Source organism: Haliscomenobacter sp. (assembly GCF_040403615.1).
Taxonomy (GTDB): domain Bacteria; phylum Bacteroidota; class Bacteroidia; order Chitinophagales; family Saprospiraceae; genus Haliscomenobacter.
Genome location: NZ_JBBAKG010000023.1, coordinates 1 through 16873, shown reverse-complemented (window position 1 = coordinate 16873; position 16873 = coordinate 1). Strand labels below are relative to the sequence as shown.

Sequence of the window (16873 nt, the reverse complement as noted above, 5' to 3'; positions counted from 1 at the left end):
TTGACTGAGGGATGTTTTTCAAGAAAAATTTATTATCTTTGAAAACAAAACAAGTTGAAATGTTTAAACTCAATGAATACATCGGGATTGACCCAAACATTCGTTTTGGAAAACCTTGTGTAATTGGCACTCGAATAGCTGTTCAGGACATCCTTGGTTGGCTTGCCGCTGGCATGGGTTTTGAAGAAATCATTGAGGATTTCCCCGAATTGAACATGGATATGATCAAAGCTGCACTTTCCTACTCGGCATATCGAGAGTCACGTACTAAAGTTTTGGCTGCTTAATGAAGATTTTACTCGATGCCAACCTTTCCTTCCGCTTGGTAAAAAAACTCGCTGATCTTTCTACTGAGTGTCTACATGTAACAAGAACTGGTTTGCCAATTCCTGCAAGTGATGTTGCAATCTGGGATTGGGCAAAAAAAAATGGATACCTTATCCTCGTTTCAAATGATGAAGATTTTAGGTTTTTGCTGGAAAGATTTGGAGGTCCACCTAAAGTAATTTTACTAAAGACTGGCAATAAAAGCACCGAGGAAATTGCGTCAATATTGCTTAAGCATAAATCAGGAATCATCGATTTGGCTGAATCAGATGATGTTGATCTTTTGGAGATTTATTAAAGAGAAATCAATTCCACTAAAACAACACAATTTTATCATGCCACTGCCCATTTTCAACTACGCCGAAACCCATCCAGAACGCACCGCCATCCTTTCCGACAATCAAACCTATTCATACGCAGATTTGCTGCAAGCGGCAGAGGGTTTCGCCCTGCAATTGTTGCAGGCACAGACTGATCTGGCCGAAGCGCGGGTAGCCTACATGGTCAAACCGGGTTTTGACTACGTCAGTACCCAGTGGGGCATTTGGAAGGCTGGTGGCGTTGCCGTACCCTTGTGCATCAGCTATCCATTGCCATCGCTACAATACGTTCTGGAAGATACCCAAGCCGAAATCGTGGTGGTTTCGCCAGAGTTTGAATCCATTTTAGGAGAGTATACGCGTGAAAAAGGCTTGCGCTTGATTGTTTTGACTGAAAACAGGCCACAACTCGAAGGGAATTTGCCAGAGATTGACCTGGCCCGCCGCGCCATGATCCTGTACACCAGCGGCACCACCAATTTGCCCAAAGGCGTGGTGACCACCCATCAGAACATCGCAGCCCAAATCGAATCCCTGCTACAGGCATGGGAATACAGTGCATCCGACCATACCCTCTGCATCCTTCCTTTGCACCACGTGCATGGCATCATTAACGTGGTTTCCTGCACTTTGTGGGCGGGGGGTACGGTGGAATTTATGCCCCATTTTGACGCCAAAAAAGTGTTGGACTTGTTTTTGCACGGCAACCTCAACGTCTTTATGGCTGTGCCGACCATTTACTTTAAGTTGATTGAAGCCGTGGAAAGCCTGGATGCTGCAACCCAAACGCAATTGCGTAAAAGACTGCTGGCTTTTCGTTTGATGATTTCCGGATCGGCAGCTTTGCCTGTATCCGTGATGGAAAAATGGGAGAAAATCAGTGGCCATCGCTTGCTGGAGCGTTATGGCATGACCGAAATTGGCATGGCCATCAGCAATCCTTACCGCGGCGAACGCCGGGCAGGTTACATCGGGCAGCCCCTTCCTGGAGTGCAGGTGCGACTGGTAGATGAGCAACAAAATGAGCTAGCGGAAGGCGAAGTAGGTGAAATCCAGATCAAAGGCGATACCGTTTTTTTGGAATACTGGCAACGCCCGGAGGCAACGGCGCAAAGTTTCACCCCCGATGGCTGGTTCATGACCGGGGATACGGCGATTGTGGAAAACGGGTATTACCGCATTCTGGGGCGCACCTCGATGGACATCATCAAATCGGGTGGCTATAAACTTTCTGCCCTCGAAATTGAAGAAGTATTGCGTACTCATTTGGTCATCCTTGATTGTGCGGTGGTGGGCCTGCCCAACGAAGAATGGGGCGAAACAGTGGCCGCAGCCCTGGTCACCAAATCCGAAATTGACCTCCAGGAACTGAACGGTTGGATGCGCGAAAGAATGCCTGCGTATCGGGTGCCCCGGCAGTATTTGATCCTGGAGGAATTGCCCAGAAATGCGATGGGGAAAGTGACAAAAAAGGATGTGAAAGTGCTGTTCAATCCTTGATTAAAAATTAAAGCAGATCATCTTGACGGAGTTGAGTATTTTTACCCCCCACACGACAATTGCCTAATGACAACTACCAACATTGCTGCGCCTCTAGCGAAGCGCGATCCCAAAACACTCGTCACCCACGGTGACCAACGCATCGACGATTATTTTTGGCTCAACGATCGGGAAAACCCCGAAGTCATCGCGTACCTCGATGCAGAGAATGCTTATACCAAGGCCGCGATGGCTGATACGCAGGTCTTTCAAGACAATCTGTACACCGAAATGGTGGCCCGTTTCAAGCAAGACGACCAATCTGTTCCTTACTTTGAAAATGGCTATTGGTACCAAAATCGCTTCGAGGAAGGCGCTGAATACCCTGTTCATACCCGCAAAAAAGGCAGTCTGGATGCCCCTGAGGAAATCATCCTCAACATGCCCGAAATGGCCAAAGACCACAGCTATTTTTCGATCGGCAGCAAAAATGTAAGCTTCAACAACCGCTACCTGGCCTTTGGGCAGGATACGGTAAGTCGCCGCATTTACACCATCCGGGTTCGCGATCTGGAAACGGGGGAATTTCTAAGCGATGAAATACCCAATACGACTGGTGCTGCGGTATGGGCCAAAGACAATACTCACTTTTTTTATACCGCCAAAGACCCTCAAACCCTGCGTGGCTACAAGATTTTTCGCCACAAACTTGGCACCGCCGCTGAAGCCGACGTAGAAGTCTTCCACGAAGCCGACGAAACATTTGACCTAGGCGTAGGCATCAGCAAGTCGAAAAAATTTATCGTGATTGGCTCGCAGCAGACCATCTCTGCGGAGTATTTGTACCTGGATGCGGAAACGCCGGAAGCGGCATTTACAATTTTTGCCCCCCGGGTACGCGGCCTGGAATACGACATCGATCATTTCGGCGACCGCTTTTACATCCGCACCAATCTGGAGGCTAAAAACTTCCGGCTGATGTATTGCGGTGAAACGGCAACTACTCAGGAGCATTGGCAAGAGTTGATCCCTCACCGCGACGATGTGCTGTTTGAAGGCATGGAGTTTTTTAAGGATTACTATGTGATTTCAGAGCGCAAAGCGGGCATCACCCAATTGTGGATCCGCACCTGGACGGGCCAAAACGAGCATTACATCCCTTTTGCCGAAGAGGCTTACCTGGCTTATGTGGGTACCAACCCTGAGTCGGATACTGATTTGCTGCGCATTGGTTACCAGTCGTTGACTACCCCTAATTCCACTTTTGACTACCACATGCAAACCCGGGCTTTCACCTTGCTGAAAGAAGAGCCGGTACTGGGTGGTTTCAACAAAGAAAATTACCGCTCGGAGCGCCATTTTGTTACAGCCCGTGATGGAGCGCTGGTGCCGATTTCGATTGTGTACCACCGCGATTTCGCAATGGATGGACAGCAACCTTTGTTGTTGTATGCTTATGGTTCCTACGGATACAGCATGGAACCTTATTTCAGCTCTTCACGCCTGAGTTTGCTGGATCGGGGTTTTGCTTTCGCCATTGCCCACATCCGGGGCGGCGAAGAAATGGGTCGCCATTGGTACGAAAACGGGAAACTGCTCCACAAGAAAAATACCTTCTACGATTTCATTGATTGTGCAGAATGGCTGATTGCCAACAGCTACACCAATTCGAGCAACCTATACGCCATGGGCGGCAGCGCTGGTGGCTTGCTGATGGGTGCAGTGGTCAATTTGCGACCCGACCTGTGGAAAGGTGTGGTTGCTTCGGTACCTTTTGTGGATGTGGTAACCACCATGCTGGACGACACCATTCCGCTCACTACCTTCGAATACGACGAATGGGGCAACCCCAACGAGGAAGAATACTACCACTACATGAAGTCGTACTCGCCATACGACAATGTGGAACCCAAAGCCTATCCAGCCATGCTGATCACCACTGGCTTACACGACTCACAAGTACAATATTGGGAACCCGCCAAATGGGTGGCCAAACTCCGCTTGCTCAAAACCGATCAACATCCCTTGCTGCTGCATACCAATATGGAAGCAGGACACGGTGGTGCTTCCGGGCGTTTTGCCAGACTAAAGGAAACGGCACGGGAATGGACTTTCTTGCTGGATCTGGCGGGGAAGGCGGTGGAATAGGAACGCGGTTTTCAACCCTGAAGGGGTGACAGGATTATAGAAAAAATGGCATGAGGATGTATTTGAACCCTGAAGGGGTGACATTATTTGACCCACCTCAACTTTTTTTTATAATGTCACCCCTTCAGGGTTTCTCTTAATGGGATAAACGTGATTATTCTGCTATAATCCTGTCACCCCTTCGGGGTTGAGTTCAAACCCAAACACTCTAAACAACAAATGACGAATGGCCAACCCTCACAGGATCCAACCATTCGTCATTCATCACTCGAAAAACTCGTCATTCAATCAAAACCGCAACATCTTCCTAGTCTCCGTTCCAAACGCCGTTCTCAGCGTATAATAAAACACCCCTTTGGCGTTGCCCAACTGCTCCGAATCCAAGATCAATTGGTGGTCGCCATTGGGCAGGTTATTGGAGGATGTGTAAATCGATTTGCCCTGTACATCCCATACCATCAGATCAACCAATCCGGCCTGAGGCAAGTGGAAATTGATGGTGGTTTCGTCCTGGAAAGGGTTGGGTTGGTTTTGTCCTAGGATGAGCCCTGGATTCAGGTTCTTTTTGATTTGCTTGAGGTCAAAAGCGCTCAAGTCCAGCAATTCATCACTGGTTAATGATTTTTGAGACTTGGAGTTGTAGCTTCCATCGATGTCACCGAGTCGGAAGGCCACAAAATTGGCGATTACCCCGGTTTCCAGGTTTTTGACCCAAACGGAATCGGGGTATGCTCCCGGTTTTAAGGAAACCGACAATTTGTGATCGGCATCCACAAAACGCCAACAATTTCCACCGGGGAAGGAATCTCGCTTGTAAAGGATTTGCAACAATTTACCAAAATCGTCTGCATTGATTTCTCCGTTTTGATCCACATCGGCGGCTAGGATTTGGTAAGCGCTGAATTGATCCAATTTGCCACGCAACATTTCCAGCAGCAGGTTTAAATCAACCGTGCCAATTCCATCAGTACCCTGGTCTTTTTTCCAAGGGCGTACGGTGTAGCTCGATTCCTCTGGTAAGTTTGAAAAACGATAGCTGCCGTTCCGACTGGTTTCCGTTTGGTGAATGCTGTCCCCCTGGGTGGCAAGCAATCCAACTTTTTCCAATGGTTGTCCCAATGCGGATACGATCGAACCATTGATGCCAGGAGGAATTGGGCAAATGCGGCGATTGTCTTGTACTAGAATGTAGGTTACGCAGTAGGCATGATTGCCCAGTGCATCCCAGGCATGCAGCTCTACGTCCACTTTTTGAACCGCTTCTGCGCAGGTAAAAGTCAGCGAAGTAGAACTGGGCTTGGGGGTCTCCCCTACTCGATTGATGGAATAAACGGTGATCTTTTTCAGTCCATCCTTGTTGGTTTCCGGCCCTTGGCCGTTGCAATCGTAAGCTGGACTGGCTACAAAATCGCTTGCCCACACGGTATTGACCCCGCCACCTTGGCCGTCAGCCATCAGGCTCAAAGACAGTCCTTGTTTGCAAATTGGAGAAGGCGCGTTGTTGTCGATGATTTCAAAAGGGATTCGCGTAGGCAGCGACAAGTTGCCGCATTGATCCCGCACCACCACAATTAAATCGTGTTTGCCTTCAGGCAAATTGGCGATTTTGATGGTGAAAGTACCATTTTTATTGTCTTTCCAAGACCATTTTGCGTCGAAGTTGGCTGGCATGCGGATGGCGCTTGGGCTGATGGTTTGCAGCGGCGCAATCATGATTGAAGGCACTTCCAGGCTTACCTGATCCGAGCAATTGTCGCTGGCGCGAAAAGTTACTTCAATTGCTCCTTTGCAGGAGGTGAGGGAAGTAGAGAATTTGGGCAAAGTAGGCACCGTTACCACTGGCCGCACGTCGTCGTACACCTTGATGACCTGGGTGTACATGAATGCCCGGAAGTGAAAACCACCATTGTCAAGACAAATCGGAGTCAGGGTGATCTTGCGGTCATCGTTAGAAATTACCCGATCCCGGCTGAAGTAGGCTTCGTTTCCGCGCACCAAAACGCAAACGCCTTCGCCGAATTTTCCATCCAGAACGGGTTCGTCCCGATCTACAATCACTGGATTCGACATCGGATCGAGTTGGCATTTTTCATTGTACAACGCCCAGTTCATGACCGTATAGGTGCGGAAGATTTTGTAGCAGGCATCCGCACTGGTGCGGTAAATTTTGTCGGTCACATTGACGGCCAGCTTGTCGTCACCCAGTTCAATGGTCTGTACACCCGGGATGTTGGTTGGGGCAACGCAGGTGTTGCTTTGTACATCCGCCGGGAAACAAATGTCGTAATTGTGCACTTTGGGTGGAGGCATTTTGGGCCACCAATTCTTGTTGATTTGGGCTTGCAGGCAGGTAAACTGGCCGAAGCACATTGCCAATAATAACAAATGGGATGCATTCATGGCATTCCGTCTACGCAAGGACGGTTGAGTCAAATTGAGCATAACTCGATTGAATTGTAACTGTTTATTAATGGCCTGATACCGGGTGGGAGGAAAAAATGTTTACCTGATGGAATGGAGAGAAAGTAAACTGTTTTCAAATTATTTTTTGAAGCACAGCTTGAATAACGAAAAGTCATTAAAAAGGGTTTCAATTTCCCCTTCTAAATTTTGTGCAAGATACAGGATTTTTCATTTTCGGCACATAATTCTTTTGTTACTTCCTTGCAAAAGGCGAATAATTCACCTACAAAAGGCTATTTTTGCGCCGATTTAATCCAAAACGATGAAGAATTTTCTGGAAGAACTGCAATGGCGTGGAATGTTACATTCCAAAATTGATGGCATAGAAGAAAAATTGAATGCGGGCAAAATAGCCGGGTACATTGGTTTTGATCCAACAGCGCCATCGCTGACGATCGGCAATTATGTGCAGGTCATGTTGTTGAAATTGTTTCAGCTCAGTGGCCATCAACCCATTGTGCTGATGGGTGGCGCCACCGGACGCATTGGCGACCCTTCCGGAAAAGACAAAGAGCGCGACCTCAAAACGACCGATGAGCTGGACAACAACCTGGCGCATCAAATCGAGCAATTCAAAAAAATGCTCGATTTTGGAGGAGAAAATGGCGCGATGCTGGTCAACAACCTGGATTTTTACAGTGGCATGAACGTGCTGGACTTTCTGCGCGATGTGGGCAAAACCCTGACGGTAAACTACATGCTGCAAAAAGATTCGGTGCAAAATCGCCTGGAATCGGGGATTTCCTTCACCGAGTTCAGTTACCAATTGCTGCAAGGCTACGATTTTCAGTGTTTGTTTAAAAAACACGACTGCATCCTGCAAATGGGCGGTTCCGACCAATGGGGCAACATTACCTCTGGCACCGAATTCATCCGCCGCAACCTGGCTGAAAAAGCGTACGCCATCACCACTCCGCTGCTGACCAAAGCCGATGGCACCAAGTTTGGCAAATCATCAGAAGGCAACATCTGGCTGGATCCTCAAATGACCACGCCGTATAAGTTTTACCAGTTTTGGATCAACGCCGACGACGCTGACCTTCCTAAACTGACCCGTTATTTCACCTTGCATTCGCAGGCCGAAATCGAAGCCCGCGAGCAGGAATTTGCTGCTGACCCCCGTGAACTCAAACGACTTCTGGCCGAAGAGCTTACCAAGCGCATTCACGGTGAAGAGGCTTACCAGAGTGTGCTCAAAGTATCGGATTTGTTGTTTGGCCGCAATGCCGATCGGGAAATGTTGTTGTCATTGAGTGCCGCAGAACTGGATACCGTTTCGGCAGAGATCCCTTCTTTTCAGGTGAGCAAAGCTTTGATTGCTGCCGGACTCAACGTATCTGATCTGCTGGCTGAGCATACCCAAATTTTGGCCTCCAAAAGCGAGGTACGCCGCGCCATTCAAGGCAATGCGATCAGCATCAACAAAGAAAAAATCAGTTCTCACGAAGCCCTGATTGCCGAGGATTCATTGCTGCATGGCAAGTATTTGATGGTAGAGAACGGGAAGAAGAATAAGTATATTTTGGTTTTTGAGTGATGAAGTGTCGGTCACTGAGCGTAGCCGAAGACCAGCACTTCGGCTACGCTCAGTGACCAGCACTTCGGCTACGCTCAGTGACCGGCTTCCTCATTTCAACAACAGATACAGCAACTGCGCATAAACGATTTTCACCACAATCGACATGGGCGTCATCAGGGAATACCCTACGTTGGGCAGTTTGTTTTTGCTGCGGCGCACGTTGAAATCCAGGATCGCCGGGTGGTTGGACACCAGGCCAATCAAGATACTGAAAGGAATTTTCAAGATTTTGTAGCCTACCAATAAGGTGGCCGATACAGTCAGAATGCTGATCACCGCACTGCTGGCAAAAATCCAGAGGCCAATGCCGCCGTCGGTGATGGTTTTTACAAATTGGTGGCCGGAATTGACGCCCACGCCCGCCAGAAGGAAGATCAAACCGATTTGCCGCAAAATCAAATTGGCGCTATAAGGCAAAGACCAGTTGATGGGGCCACTTCGGCGCAAGCCTCCCAGGATCAGCCCCACGATAATCGGCCCCCCGGCAAAACCCAACTTAAAATCAAACCCACCTGGCAACTGGAAAGTGACCATCCCCAGGATCATGCCCATGGCCATGCCCAGGCCAAACGAAAGCAAGTCAATTTGGCTCAGTTCATCGTAGGAATCACCAAACAATTTAGCGATATCGGGCATGTCTTTGCGCTTGCCTATCACCCGCACGCGGTCGCCCAGTTCCAGCACCATATCCGCATTGGCCATCATGTCGATGTCGCCCCGGCGCACCCGGGAGATGAGTACCGCGTAATCTTCGTTCAGGTTCAAGGAGGCCAGTTTGAGGCCAGCCACTTTGGAATTGGATACAAACATGCGCCGAGTCTCGTATTCGGTTTGGTCGTAGGAGAGTTGAATCGGCAGGATGGTGCCAATTTCATGGGCAACCTGTTCTACTTCTTCGCGATCGCCAACCAGTGCCAGCTTATCGCCCAACTGAAATTCAGTATCCCAAGAGCTCAGGTGCATGCGATCGCCGCGCTCAAAACGGCCAAATAGGACTGTCCATCCGCGTTCTTTGCGCAGGTCGCGAATGGATTTGTTCAGTACCTCTGCGTGGTTGACTTCTACGGTAAGGGTGAGGATATCCTGGCGCACGGGGTAGTCTTTGCGCAATTCGCGCTCTTCCTTTTGAAAATCGATTTTGAGCAATTTCTGCATCACAATGACTGCCAACATGGGCCCCAGAATGCCCATGGGGTAAGACAAGGAATAGCCGATTACGCTGTTTTCGGCGTCGAGTTTGCTGACGCTGTCTTCGAGACCCATATTGCGGATCATGTCTACCAAGCCCGCCAATGCCGGAGTATTGGTGGTGCTGCCCACAAACAAGCCCGCGGTGATGCTGCCATCAAATTTCAACAGGTAATGCAAACCCGCTGCAATGCTGGCCGAAAAAGTCAGCATGATGAAGACAAAGATCAAATCCTGCCAGCCTCGGCGCTTGAAAGTACTGAAAAAACTGGGCCCACTGCCCAATCCGACCGTATACACAAAGATGGAAAGTCCTAAAAAGGTAATGATTTCGGGAATGCGCAATTCAGGGCTAAAGCTTCCGACAAAGAGGCCGACAAACAGCACTGCTGCAACACCCAAACTGTTGCCTTTGATGTTGATGCTGCCTACCCCATAGCCCAATCCAGCTACGATAAAGAGCAACAGAATTGGATTGGAGGTCAATGCTTCTATCATGTAATTACTTTTACGAAAGCCAAAATACAACTTCAAGGTGAACGAAAGGGAGATAAAAAATCATGTTCTACTCCTGCAATCATCACCAGGAGTTAAAGTGTTAAAATCGACCAAATTTAAATTGGCGATGACGAGCGTCGACAAAAAAATCGACCTACGTTTAAAATTTTTGGTAAAATTTTGTGAGTATTCATAAATTGCCCTATATTGCCCTCAGAATTAAGGTTTCCTTAACAAAGTTGTTAATTTCGTTAACGACTTATGAATTGCTTTTTAGATCCTTCATAATAACAGTCGGGTGATTTCTTACAAGAGCGGAGCATTGTGCTTGCGCTCTTTTTTTATGCCTCCTGCTGAACAGATATTCTTTGGAGTAAAAAATGGCATTCCTTTTCATTGCAACTTTTACAATTTTTCTTTTCGTGAAAAATTGAATATCATTACAAATAGTTTTTGAAGTCCTTAGATTAGCAACTAAACGCTTGTTACACATAGATAGTTAAGCAGGCGTACAAAATTTTTACAGTGAAAAACAAACCGGATCTTTCTTTTTGGCAAATCTGGAACATGAGTTTCGGATTTCTGGGTATTCAATATGGCTTTGGTTTGCAGCAAGCCAACATGAGTCCGATTTACCGTTATTTGGGTGCGGAAGAAAGCAGCATTCCCGGTCTTTGGTTGGCCGGTCCACTCACGGGCTTGCTGTTGCAACCGATCATTGGCACTTTATCCGACCGCAGTTGGTCCAATACCTGGGGACGCCGCAGGCCGTACATCTTTATTGGTGCAATTGTGGGCAGTATTGCCATGATTTTGATGCCCAATTCCAAATCGGTGTTCATGGCCGCTTGTTTGATGTGGTTGCTCGATGCGGGTTTGAACTCTTCGATGGAGCCATTTCGTGCTTTTGTAGGCGATTTATTGAATCCTAAGCAGCGCCCAACCGGATTTGCGGTGCAATCCTTCATGGTGGGATTTGGACAAACCCTTTCCAACTTGATGCCTCTGATTTTACCCTTGGTGGGGATTTCGATGGCCGTTGGCGGCACCTTCAGTAATGGCATTCCCGATTCGGTGCGTTTGCCATTTTACATCGGTGCGGCAGCCATTTTGTTGACGGTGTTTTTCACGATGTCCACCACTAAAGAATATCCACCAGAAAACGATGATTATAAACTCAAGCCCACCTTCAGTGCCGAGCAAAAGAAGAACATCTCCTTTTGGCACCTGGCCATTACCATTGGGTCGGCGCTGATTGGGGGCCTGTTTGCATGGCGTTTGGCCGGAATCAGCAATGCGCTGATCTGGGCAGCAGGCATTGGCGTGGGGTTGTATTTTATTTTGATGTTGCCGGTTTTCAAAGAAATCCTTGCTTCACTTTCTGAAATGCCGGAAGTGATGCGCCAATTGTGGTGGGTGAAATTCTTTACCTGGTACGGTTTGCCTTTGATGTGGCAATATTTGTCTTTGGCAGTCGCCAAATATGCTTTTAACGCACCAAGTCCTGATGCCAACCCTACTGGATTTGAGGCTGGAAAAAACTGGGGCAGCTTGTGCTTTGCCATGTTCAGTATTTCCTGCTTTGTGATCTCGGTCTTTTTGCCTGCCATTTCCAGGAGTTTGGGCAGTCGGCGGGCAACACACGCGTTGTTTTTGACCATCGGCGCGATCGGTTTTTTTAGTGTCATTCTGAGCAACGACAAATGGATATATTTCACCGGCATGACCTTGATTGGTTTGGCCTGGGGTTCGATCATGTCGATGCCTTATTTGATGTTGGCCAACGCGGTTTCATCTGCCAAAATGGGCGTATACATGGGCATTTTCAATGGCTTCATCTGTGTACCCCAATTCATCGGCATGCTGACTGTGCCGCTGTATTACAAGTCGGTTTTGGGTGATGATCCGCGCAATGCGTTGATTCTAGCGGGTGTTTGTATGGTTTGTGCAGCGGCTTCTTGCTTCCTCGTCAAGGAGGTAAAAAGCGCTGATGAGGTTGCAGTAGTTTAGAAGTTGAGTTTTGAGTTGCACACAAACTAATCGTAGGAAACTTGTGTGCAACTCAAAACCCATTAAAATTAGCCCCATCTATTCGTCGTTAACAATTTTTAACCTTATATCAAGGCAGATTAACTTCTTTCCCGGAAAGGCGCAGGTATATTTGCAGAAAGAAATCACTCGATTTAATTTTCTGTTTATGAAGAACATTTTTACCCTCGTTTGCGCCCTATTCCTGACCATTGTTAGTACCCAGGCTCAAACCAAAATTTTTGGAACGGTAGTAGATACCACTGGAACCACTTTGACTGGTGCAACCGTGATGATCTTGCAGGCCAAAGACTCCTTACTCAGTGGCTTTGCTCTTGTAGATGTCAAAGGCGCTTTTGAGGTAACTGGCGTCAAAGCCGGCAATTACGTCTTACAACTCAGTTTTTTGGGTTATGGCATGAAAAAAATTCCGATTACCCTGGCCGACGAGAAAGAAAAAAACCTGGGCAAAATCGTGATGAAAGAACAAACTTCTACCCTCAATGAATACGTGGTAGAAGGGGAGCGCACGCCCATGACCATGAAAAAAGATACGGTGGAATTCAACGCTGCTGCATTTAAAGTACAACCCAACTCCACCGTGGAAGAATTACTCAAGCGCCTACCTGGCGTTGAAGTAGAAAAAGACGGAAATGTAAAAGCACAGGGTGAAACTGTAACCCGCGTTTTGGTCAATGGCAAAGAATTTTTTGGCCGTGACCCCAAAACGGCTACCCGCAACCTGCCCGCCGATGCGATCGATAAGATTCAGGTATTTGATAAAATGACCGACGTAGCCGAATTTACTGGCGTAGACGACGGCCAGCGCGAAAAAACCATCAACCTTACCCTCCGGCCTGATCGCCAAAATGGCATATTCGGCAATTTCCGTGCAGGGGCAGGTGGCCGTTCGGGTGCGGACGGACTCAAGCAATTTGACTTGGGTGGCAACCTCAACCGATTTTCTAAAACGGGTCAGTTGTCGTTCATTGCTTCGGCCAACAACATCAACAAAAATGGTTTTTCCATCAATGAATACCTTGACTTTTCCGGCGGTGGCGGCGGTGGAGGCGGATTTGGTGGTGGTGGTGGCGGATTTGGTGGTGGCGGAAATGATGCTCCCATCAACTTTGGTCGCAACTATGGCTTTACCACTTTTTACTCCACCGGGGTGAACTTTAGCCGGGACTTTAGCAAAAAGACCAAATTGAATGGTAGTTACTTGTACAGTGGTTTCAAGAAAGAAACGGATAAAAGATCCAGTACCGAAAACTTCCTGGAAAAATCTTCTTTTATTCAAAAAGATACGACCCAACAGCAAGAGCGCAGCAATGTGCACCGACTTAACTTCACATTGGATCACCAGTTGGATTCTACCCAATCAATTCGGGTGGTCAGTCGCCTGTCTTTCAGCAACAATGGCAACGACCTAATTTCCAATTCTTTCTCCACCAATGAATTGAATATCCCACGCAACTCCAGTGATCAGAATAGTGTATCAAATGGAGATAACATGAATTTGAACAATTCCTTGTTGTACCGCAAACGGTTCAGCCGCCAAGGACGGAATTTCAGCGCAACGTTTGCACTCAATAATGTCTTCGGCAATTCCGATGGGACCAACCTTTCCAAGAACCTATTCTTTGGTACTGATGGTGCTTTGACGCGGACCCAGTTGTACGACCAAGTCAACAATATCAACAATGATCGTACGAGCTACAATGGGCGCTTGTCCTTCACGGAGCCTTTGTCACGCGGCAAGTTTTTGGAACTCAACTACTCGTACAACCACCGGGGCAACGACAACAACCGCGAAGTATACGATGTAACCCCAACCGGGCAAATTCTTAACCGTACGCAAACCAACCATATCCTGAGTGATTTCAACTTCCACAATGCAGGATTCAACTTCAGAATTGCCAATCCAAAATTGAACTTTTCAACGGGTTTGGCCATTCAACAAGCCAAATTGGAAGGAGACTTGCTGACCAGCGAGCAAACGGTCAAGCAGGAATTCACCAACTTGCTGCCAAGTTTGCGCCTGCGCTACAACTTCAGTTCAATGCGCAGCTTCAACTTTGATTACAGCACCGACATCAATGAGCCTTCGGTAACCCAACTGCAACCCGTACGGGACATCAGCAATCCACTGAGCATTTATATTGGCAATCCAAATTTGAAGCCGGAATACAGCAACCGTTTTACGGTGCGCTACAACCACTTCAACCAGTTCAATTTTACGAACTTCTTCAGTTTTGCCAATTTAACTTATACCCACAACCGCATTCAAACGGCGCAAACCATCAACTTGGAAACATTGGTGACCGAGCGTACACCCATCAACGTTTCTGATGATTATCGCTTCATCAGCCGCTTGAATTACGGTGGTCGCATCAAAAGCTTGAAAACGCGCTTTAACTTCTCGGGAGGATTCAACTACAACTGGGGCATCACCTTCGTCAATGCCGCGCGCAACAACACCAAAACCATGAACCCAACTGCGGGGATCACTTTTGACAACCAGAAAAAAGAGAAGTGGGACTGGAACCTTGGCTACACCGTCAACTATTCCAACACGGCTTACTCCCTCAATAGCGAGCGGAATCAGGACTACTATACCTACACCTATACCGCAGGAGTGCGCAAGTTTTTCCTGAAAGACAAACTCAACATCGAAACGGATCTGGATTACAACCAATTCCGTGGATTGGGTGCAGCTTACAATCAGGACATTCCCATCTGGAACGCAGCAGTGTCGGTGTATTTCCTCAAAGCCAATAAGGGTCAACTGAAATTGGGCATGTACGACATCCTGAATCAGAATAAAGGCATCAGCCGTACGGTACAGTTGAACTCATTCCAGGATCAAAATGTAAATTCTCTGGCGCGTTACTTCCTGTTAAGTTTCATCTACTCGGTTAAAGGCTTTCAAAAAAGCAACAACAATAACCAGATGAATATGCGGATGATGCGGTAAGGTTTTGATTTAGGGTTTTCATTTCACGCAGATGAAGCACAGATTTTCACGCAGATTTCACACAGAAAAAATCTGCGTTTTAATCCGTGTAACATCTGCGTGAAATAAAATGCCACTCAGTATAGAAACATTACAATTCTAAAACGCCCATTTCAAAAACTCGGGCATCACCCTTCCCCAGGTCGTTTGATCGTGCCTTCCGCCTTCTACTTCTCGGTATACGAAGTCTTTCTCTCTTTGATACCAGCTTGACGGGGTTGAATATGCTCGGACCAAAATCCTAACTTATTCTCATCCCACTTTTTTATATTCCTCTTGCCAAACTGCTTGTTCCATTGCCTTAAAAGCAGGGAATAACTCATTCTTGTGCTTTTGTACAAAATACAGGATTTCAATGCCAACAATTTGGTCGCTTTTATCGTAATCGACAACGACATGTGGCTCAACTTCCTCACTGTCTACAATTGACTGATTGCTAAGTTGGATGTAGAGCGCATCCGCTTCATTATCGTAGGTAAATTTCATTTGCAGTCATTTTTGGTTTTCTTGCGATCAAAATGCGCAGTAATGACAATATTCGTTAAAGGATTCAATACAACCTTCAAGCAGCGGCTTGCGGCTTCCAAAATTCTTTTGAAAAAATGAGTTTCGTCTACTTCTACTTCTTCTTTGGAATCTGGATTTTCAAGGGTATCTTCAATCCATTCACGCTTCAAATTGCGCTCCTGAAGACGTGTTTCCAAGTGTTGTGAAAAAATAAAGGGTTTACGCTCCATTATTTTAAAGGTTAGGCTAACAAATGTAAAGTAATTCAAAGCAAAAATCAAGTTTGATAACCGCGTTTCGGCCTTCTTAAGGGCTACATCTAAAATAAATGCTATACCCGCTAGCCTGAGTCTTTCCAAACCAACCAAAAACATTGCGCTACCGCTGGAACAACGTCTCCAGACTTGTTCCCATTATCCCCGCGTCTCCGACCATAGCCGTCAGGCTAAGCTATTAATGAACTCTCTTGGTGTAGGTCTATAAGATTTATCAGGTAATTTTCTTTTATCCTTCCTGCCTTTTTTAACAATAAGTTGAAAAAAAGCTTCAAAAAAGATTAAAATCGCCAGCTCTCCGTGCTCAATTGCTTCCCGAAGCACATCAAGTTTTTTTTAAAATTTTAGCACATTTGTATTCGCTTATTTCTACTTCTTCTTCCTCCCACAAATAGTCTCTATAGAGATTTTGGATTTTTTCAAAGAGCAAAATTGCCATCAATCGCCCATATAAATAGCATTCAAAGCGGAAAATATTCATTTGTTTGACTTTATCAATATCAAAAATTGACTTCCAAATTTTGAATATCAATTCGATTTGCCATCTCAAAGCGTATAAAAGCCTTATTTTATCCGTTGGTAAAATTGAAACATCTGCGTTGGTTATATACACATTGTAGTAGCACAGCAGCAGCGTATTCTCATGAAATGTCTTTGAACCATGTGTTTTATTATTCCGAATCACTTTTTTCTTACGTCTCTCTACGAATTCTTCCGGTATTGACTGAATTACCATACGGACTTTTATTTTCTTTTGACCAATATATATATAAGCTATATCTTTGCTCTCTCCATAGGCGGGTACTAAATCATGCATCTGTACCTCCTCATAGTTGCCAGCTTCATCCTTTATGTAACAATTAATTGAACTTCTGAAACGAGATAGAAAATATCCTTTCTCCTTATCAATACGCTCAAAGTGACTCAAATTGACGTAGCCTAAATCTTTTATGTATAAACATTTTTCTGTTAAATGATTATTTAAGTCTTCTAAGTAACATGCATCATTTTCATGACCAGAAACGATTTTTATCCCTAATGTTTC

The 16873-nt window shown here is 46.5% G+C and carries 12 protein-coding genes; 7 read left to right on the top strand and 5 right to left on the bottom strand.

The features are described 5' to 3' along the window. Positions 1–59 precede the first annotated feature (59 nt). The 4 genes from ABW391_RS09525 (at position 60) to ABW391_RS09510 (ending at position 4274) form a co-directional block, all read left to right on the top strand. Entirely contained in the window at positions 60–287 is a 228-nt protein-coding gene (locus ABW391_RS09525; RefSeq protein ID WP_353481621.1) for a DUF433 domain-containing protein, read from the top strand. Further along, positions 287–625, top strand: coding sequence for a DUF5615 family PIN-like protein (locus ABW391_RS09520; RefSeq protein ID WP_353481620.1), 339 nt, complete (start codon positions 287–289; stop codon positions 623–625). Before ABW391_RS09525 ends, ABW391_RS09520 begins: the two co-directional genes overlap by 1 nt. Before the next feature lie 37 nt (positions 626–662). Further along, positions 663–2147: an acyl-CoA synthetase gene (locus ABW391_RS09515; RefSeq protein WP_353481619.1), complete on the top strand. Its 1485-nt coding sequence runs from the start codon at positions 663–665 to the stop codon at positions 2145–2147. A 66-nt stretch (positions 2148–2213) separates the two neighbouring features. After that, positions 2214–4274: a S9 family peptidase gene (locus ABW391_RS09510; RefSeq protein ID WP_353481618.1), complete on the top strand. Its 2061-nt coding sequence runs from the start codon at positions 2214–2216 to the stop codon at positions 4272–4274. A gap of 288 nt (positions 4275–4562) precedes the next feature. On the opposite strand, the gene ABW391_RS09505 is transcribed toward ABW391_RS09510, so the two are convergent. Beyond that, entirely contained in the window at positions 4563–6716 is a 2154-nt protein-coding gene (locus ABW391_RS09505; RefSeq protein WP_353481617.1) for a T9SS type A sorting domain-containing protein, read from the bottom strand. Between the two features lie 283 nt (positions 6717–6999). On the opposite strand from ABW391_RS09505, the gene tyrS reads away from it, so the two are divergent. Further along, positions 7000–8274 carry a tyrosine--tRNA ligase gene (tyrS, locus tag ABW391_RS09500; protein WP_353481616.1) on the top strand — a complete coding sequence of 425 codons (1275 nt, stop codon included), beginning with the start codon at positions 7000–7002 and terminating at the stop codon, positions 8272–8274. 90 nt (positions 8275–8364) lie between these two features. Here tyrS and ABW391_RS09495 read toward each other — a convergent pair whose 3' ends face one another. Further along, on the bottom strand, positions 8365–10002 hold the full coding sequence (locus ABW391_RS09495; protein ID WP_353481615.1) for an aspartate:alanine exchanger family transporter: 1638 nt from the start codon (positions 10000–10002) through the stop codon (positions 8365–8367). Between the two features lie 567 nt (positions 10003–10569). Between ABW391_RS09495 and ABW391_RS09490 the strand changes: the two genes are divergently transcribed. Both ABW391_RS09490 and ABW391_RS09485 read left to right on the top strand, forming a co-directional pair. Further along, on the top strand, positions 10570–12012 hold the full coding sequence (locus tag ABW391_RS09490) for an MFS transporter (protein WP_353481614.1): 1443 nt from the start codon (positions 10570–10572) through the stop codon (positions 12010–12012). A 187-nt stretch (positions 12013–12199) separates the two neighbouring features. Continuing rightward, on the top strand, positions 12200–15007 hold the full coding sequence (locus ABW391_RS09485) for a TonB-dependent receptor domain-containing protein (protein ID WP_353481613.1): 2808 nt from the start codon (positions 12200–12202) through the stop codon (positions 15005–15007). A 291-nt stretch (positions 15008–15298) separates the two neighbouring features. Here ABW391_RS09485 and ABW391_RS09480 read toward each other — a convergent pair whose 3' ends face one another. The 3 genes from ABW391_RS09480 to ABW391_RS09470 all read right to left on the bottom strand — a co-directional run. Next, positions 15299–15532 (bottom strand): DUF2283 domain-containing protein, encoded by a 234-nt coding sequence (locus ABW391_RS09480; protein WP_353480714.1) that lies wholly within the window; start codon positions 15530–15532, stop codon positions 15299–15301. Next, positions 15529–15927, bottom strand: coding sequence for a DUF4258 domain-containing protein (locus tag ABW391_RS09475; RefSeq protein WP_353481612.1), 399 nt, complete (start codon positions 15925–15927; stop codon positions 15529–15531). The genes ABW391_RS09480 and ABW391_RS09475 overlap by 4 nt, the downstream gene beginning before the upstream one ends. 226 nt (positions 15928–16153) lie before the next feature. Then, positions 16154–16873 (bottom strand): IS4 family transposase (locus ABW391_RS09470; protein WP_353481611.1); only part of this gene is annotated, 720 nt, incomplete at its 5' end.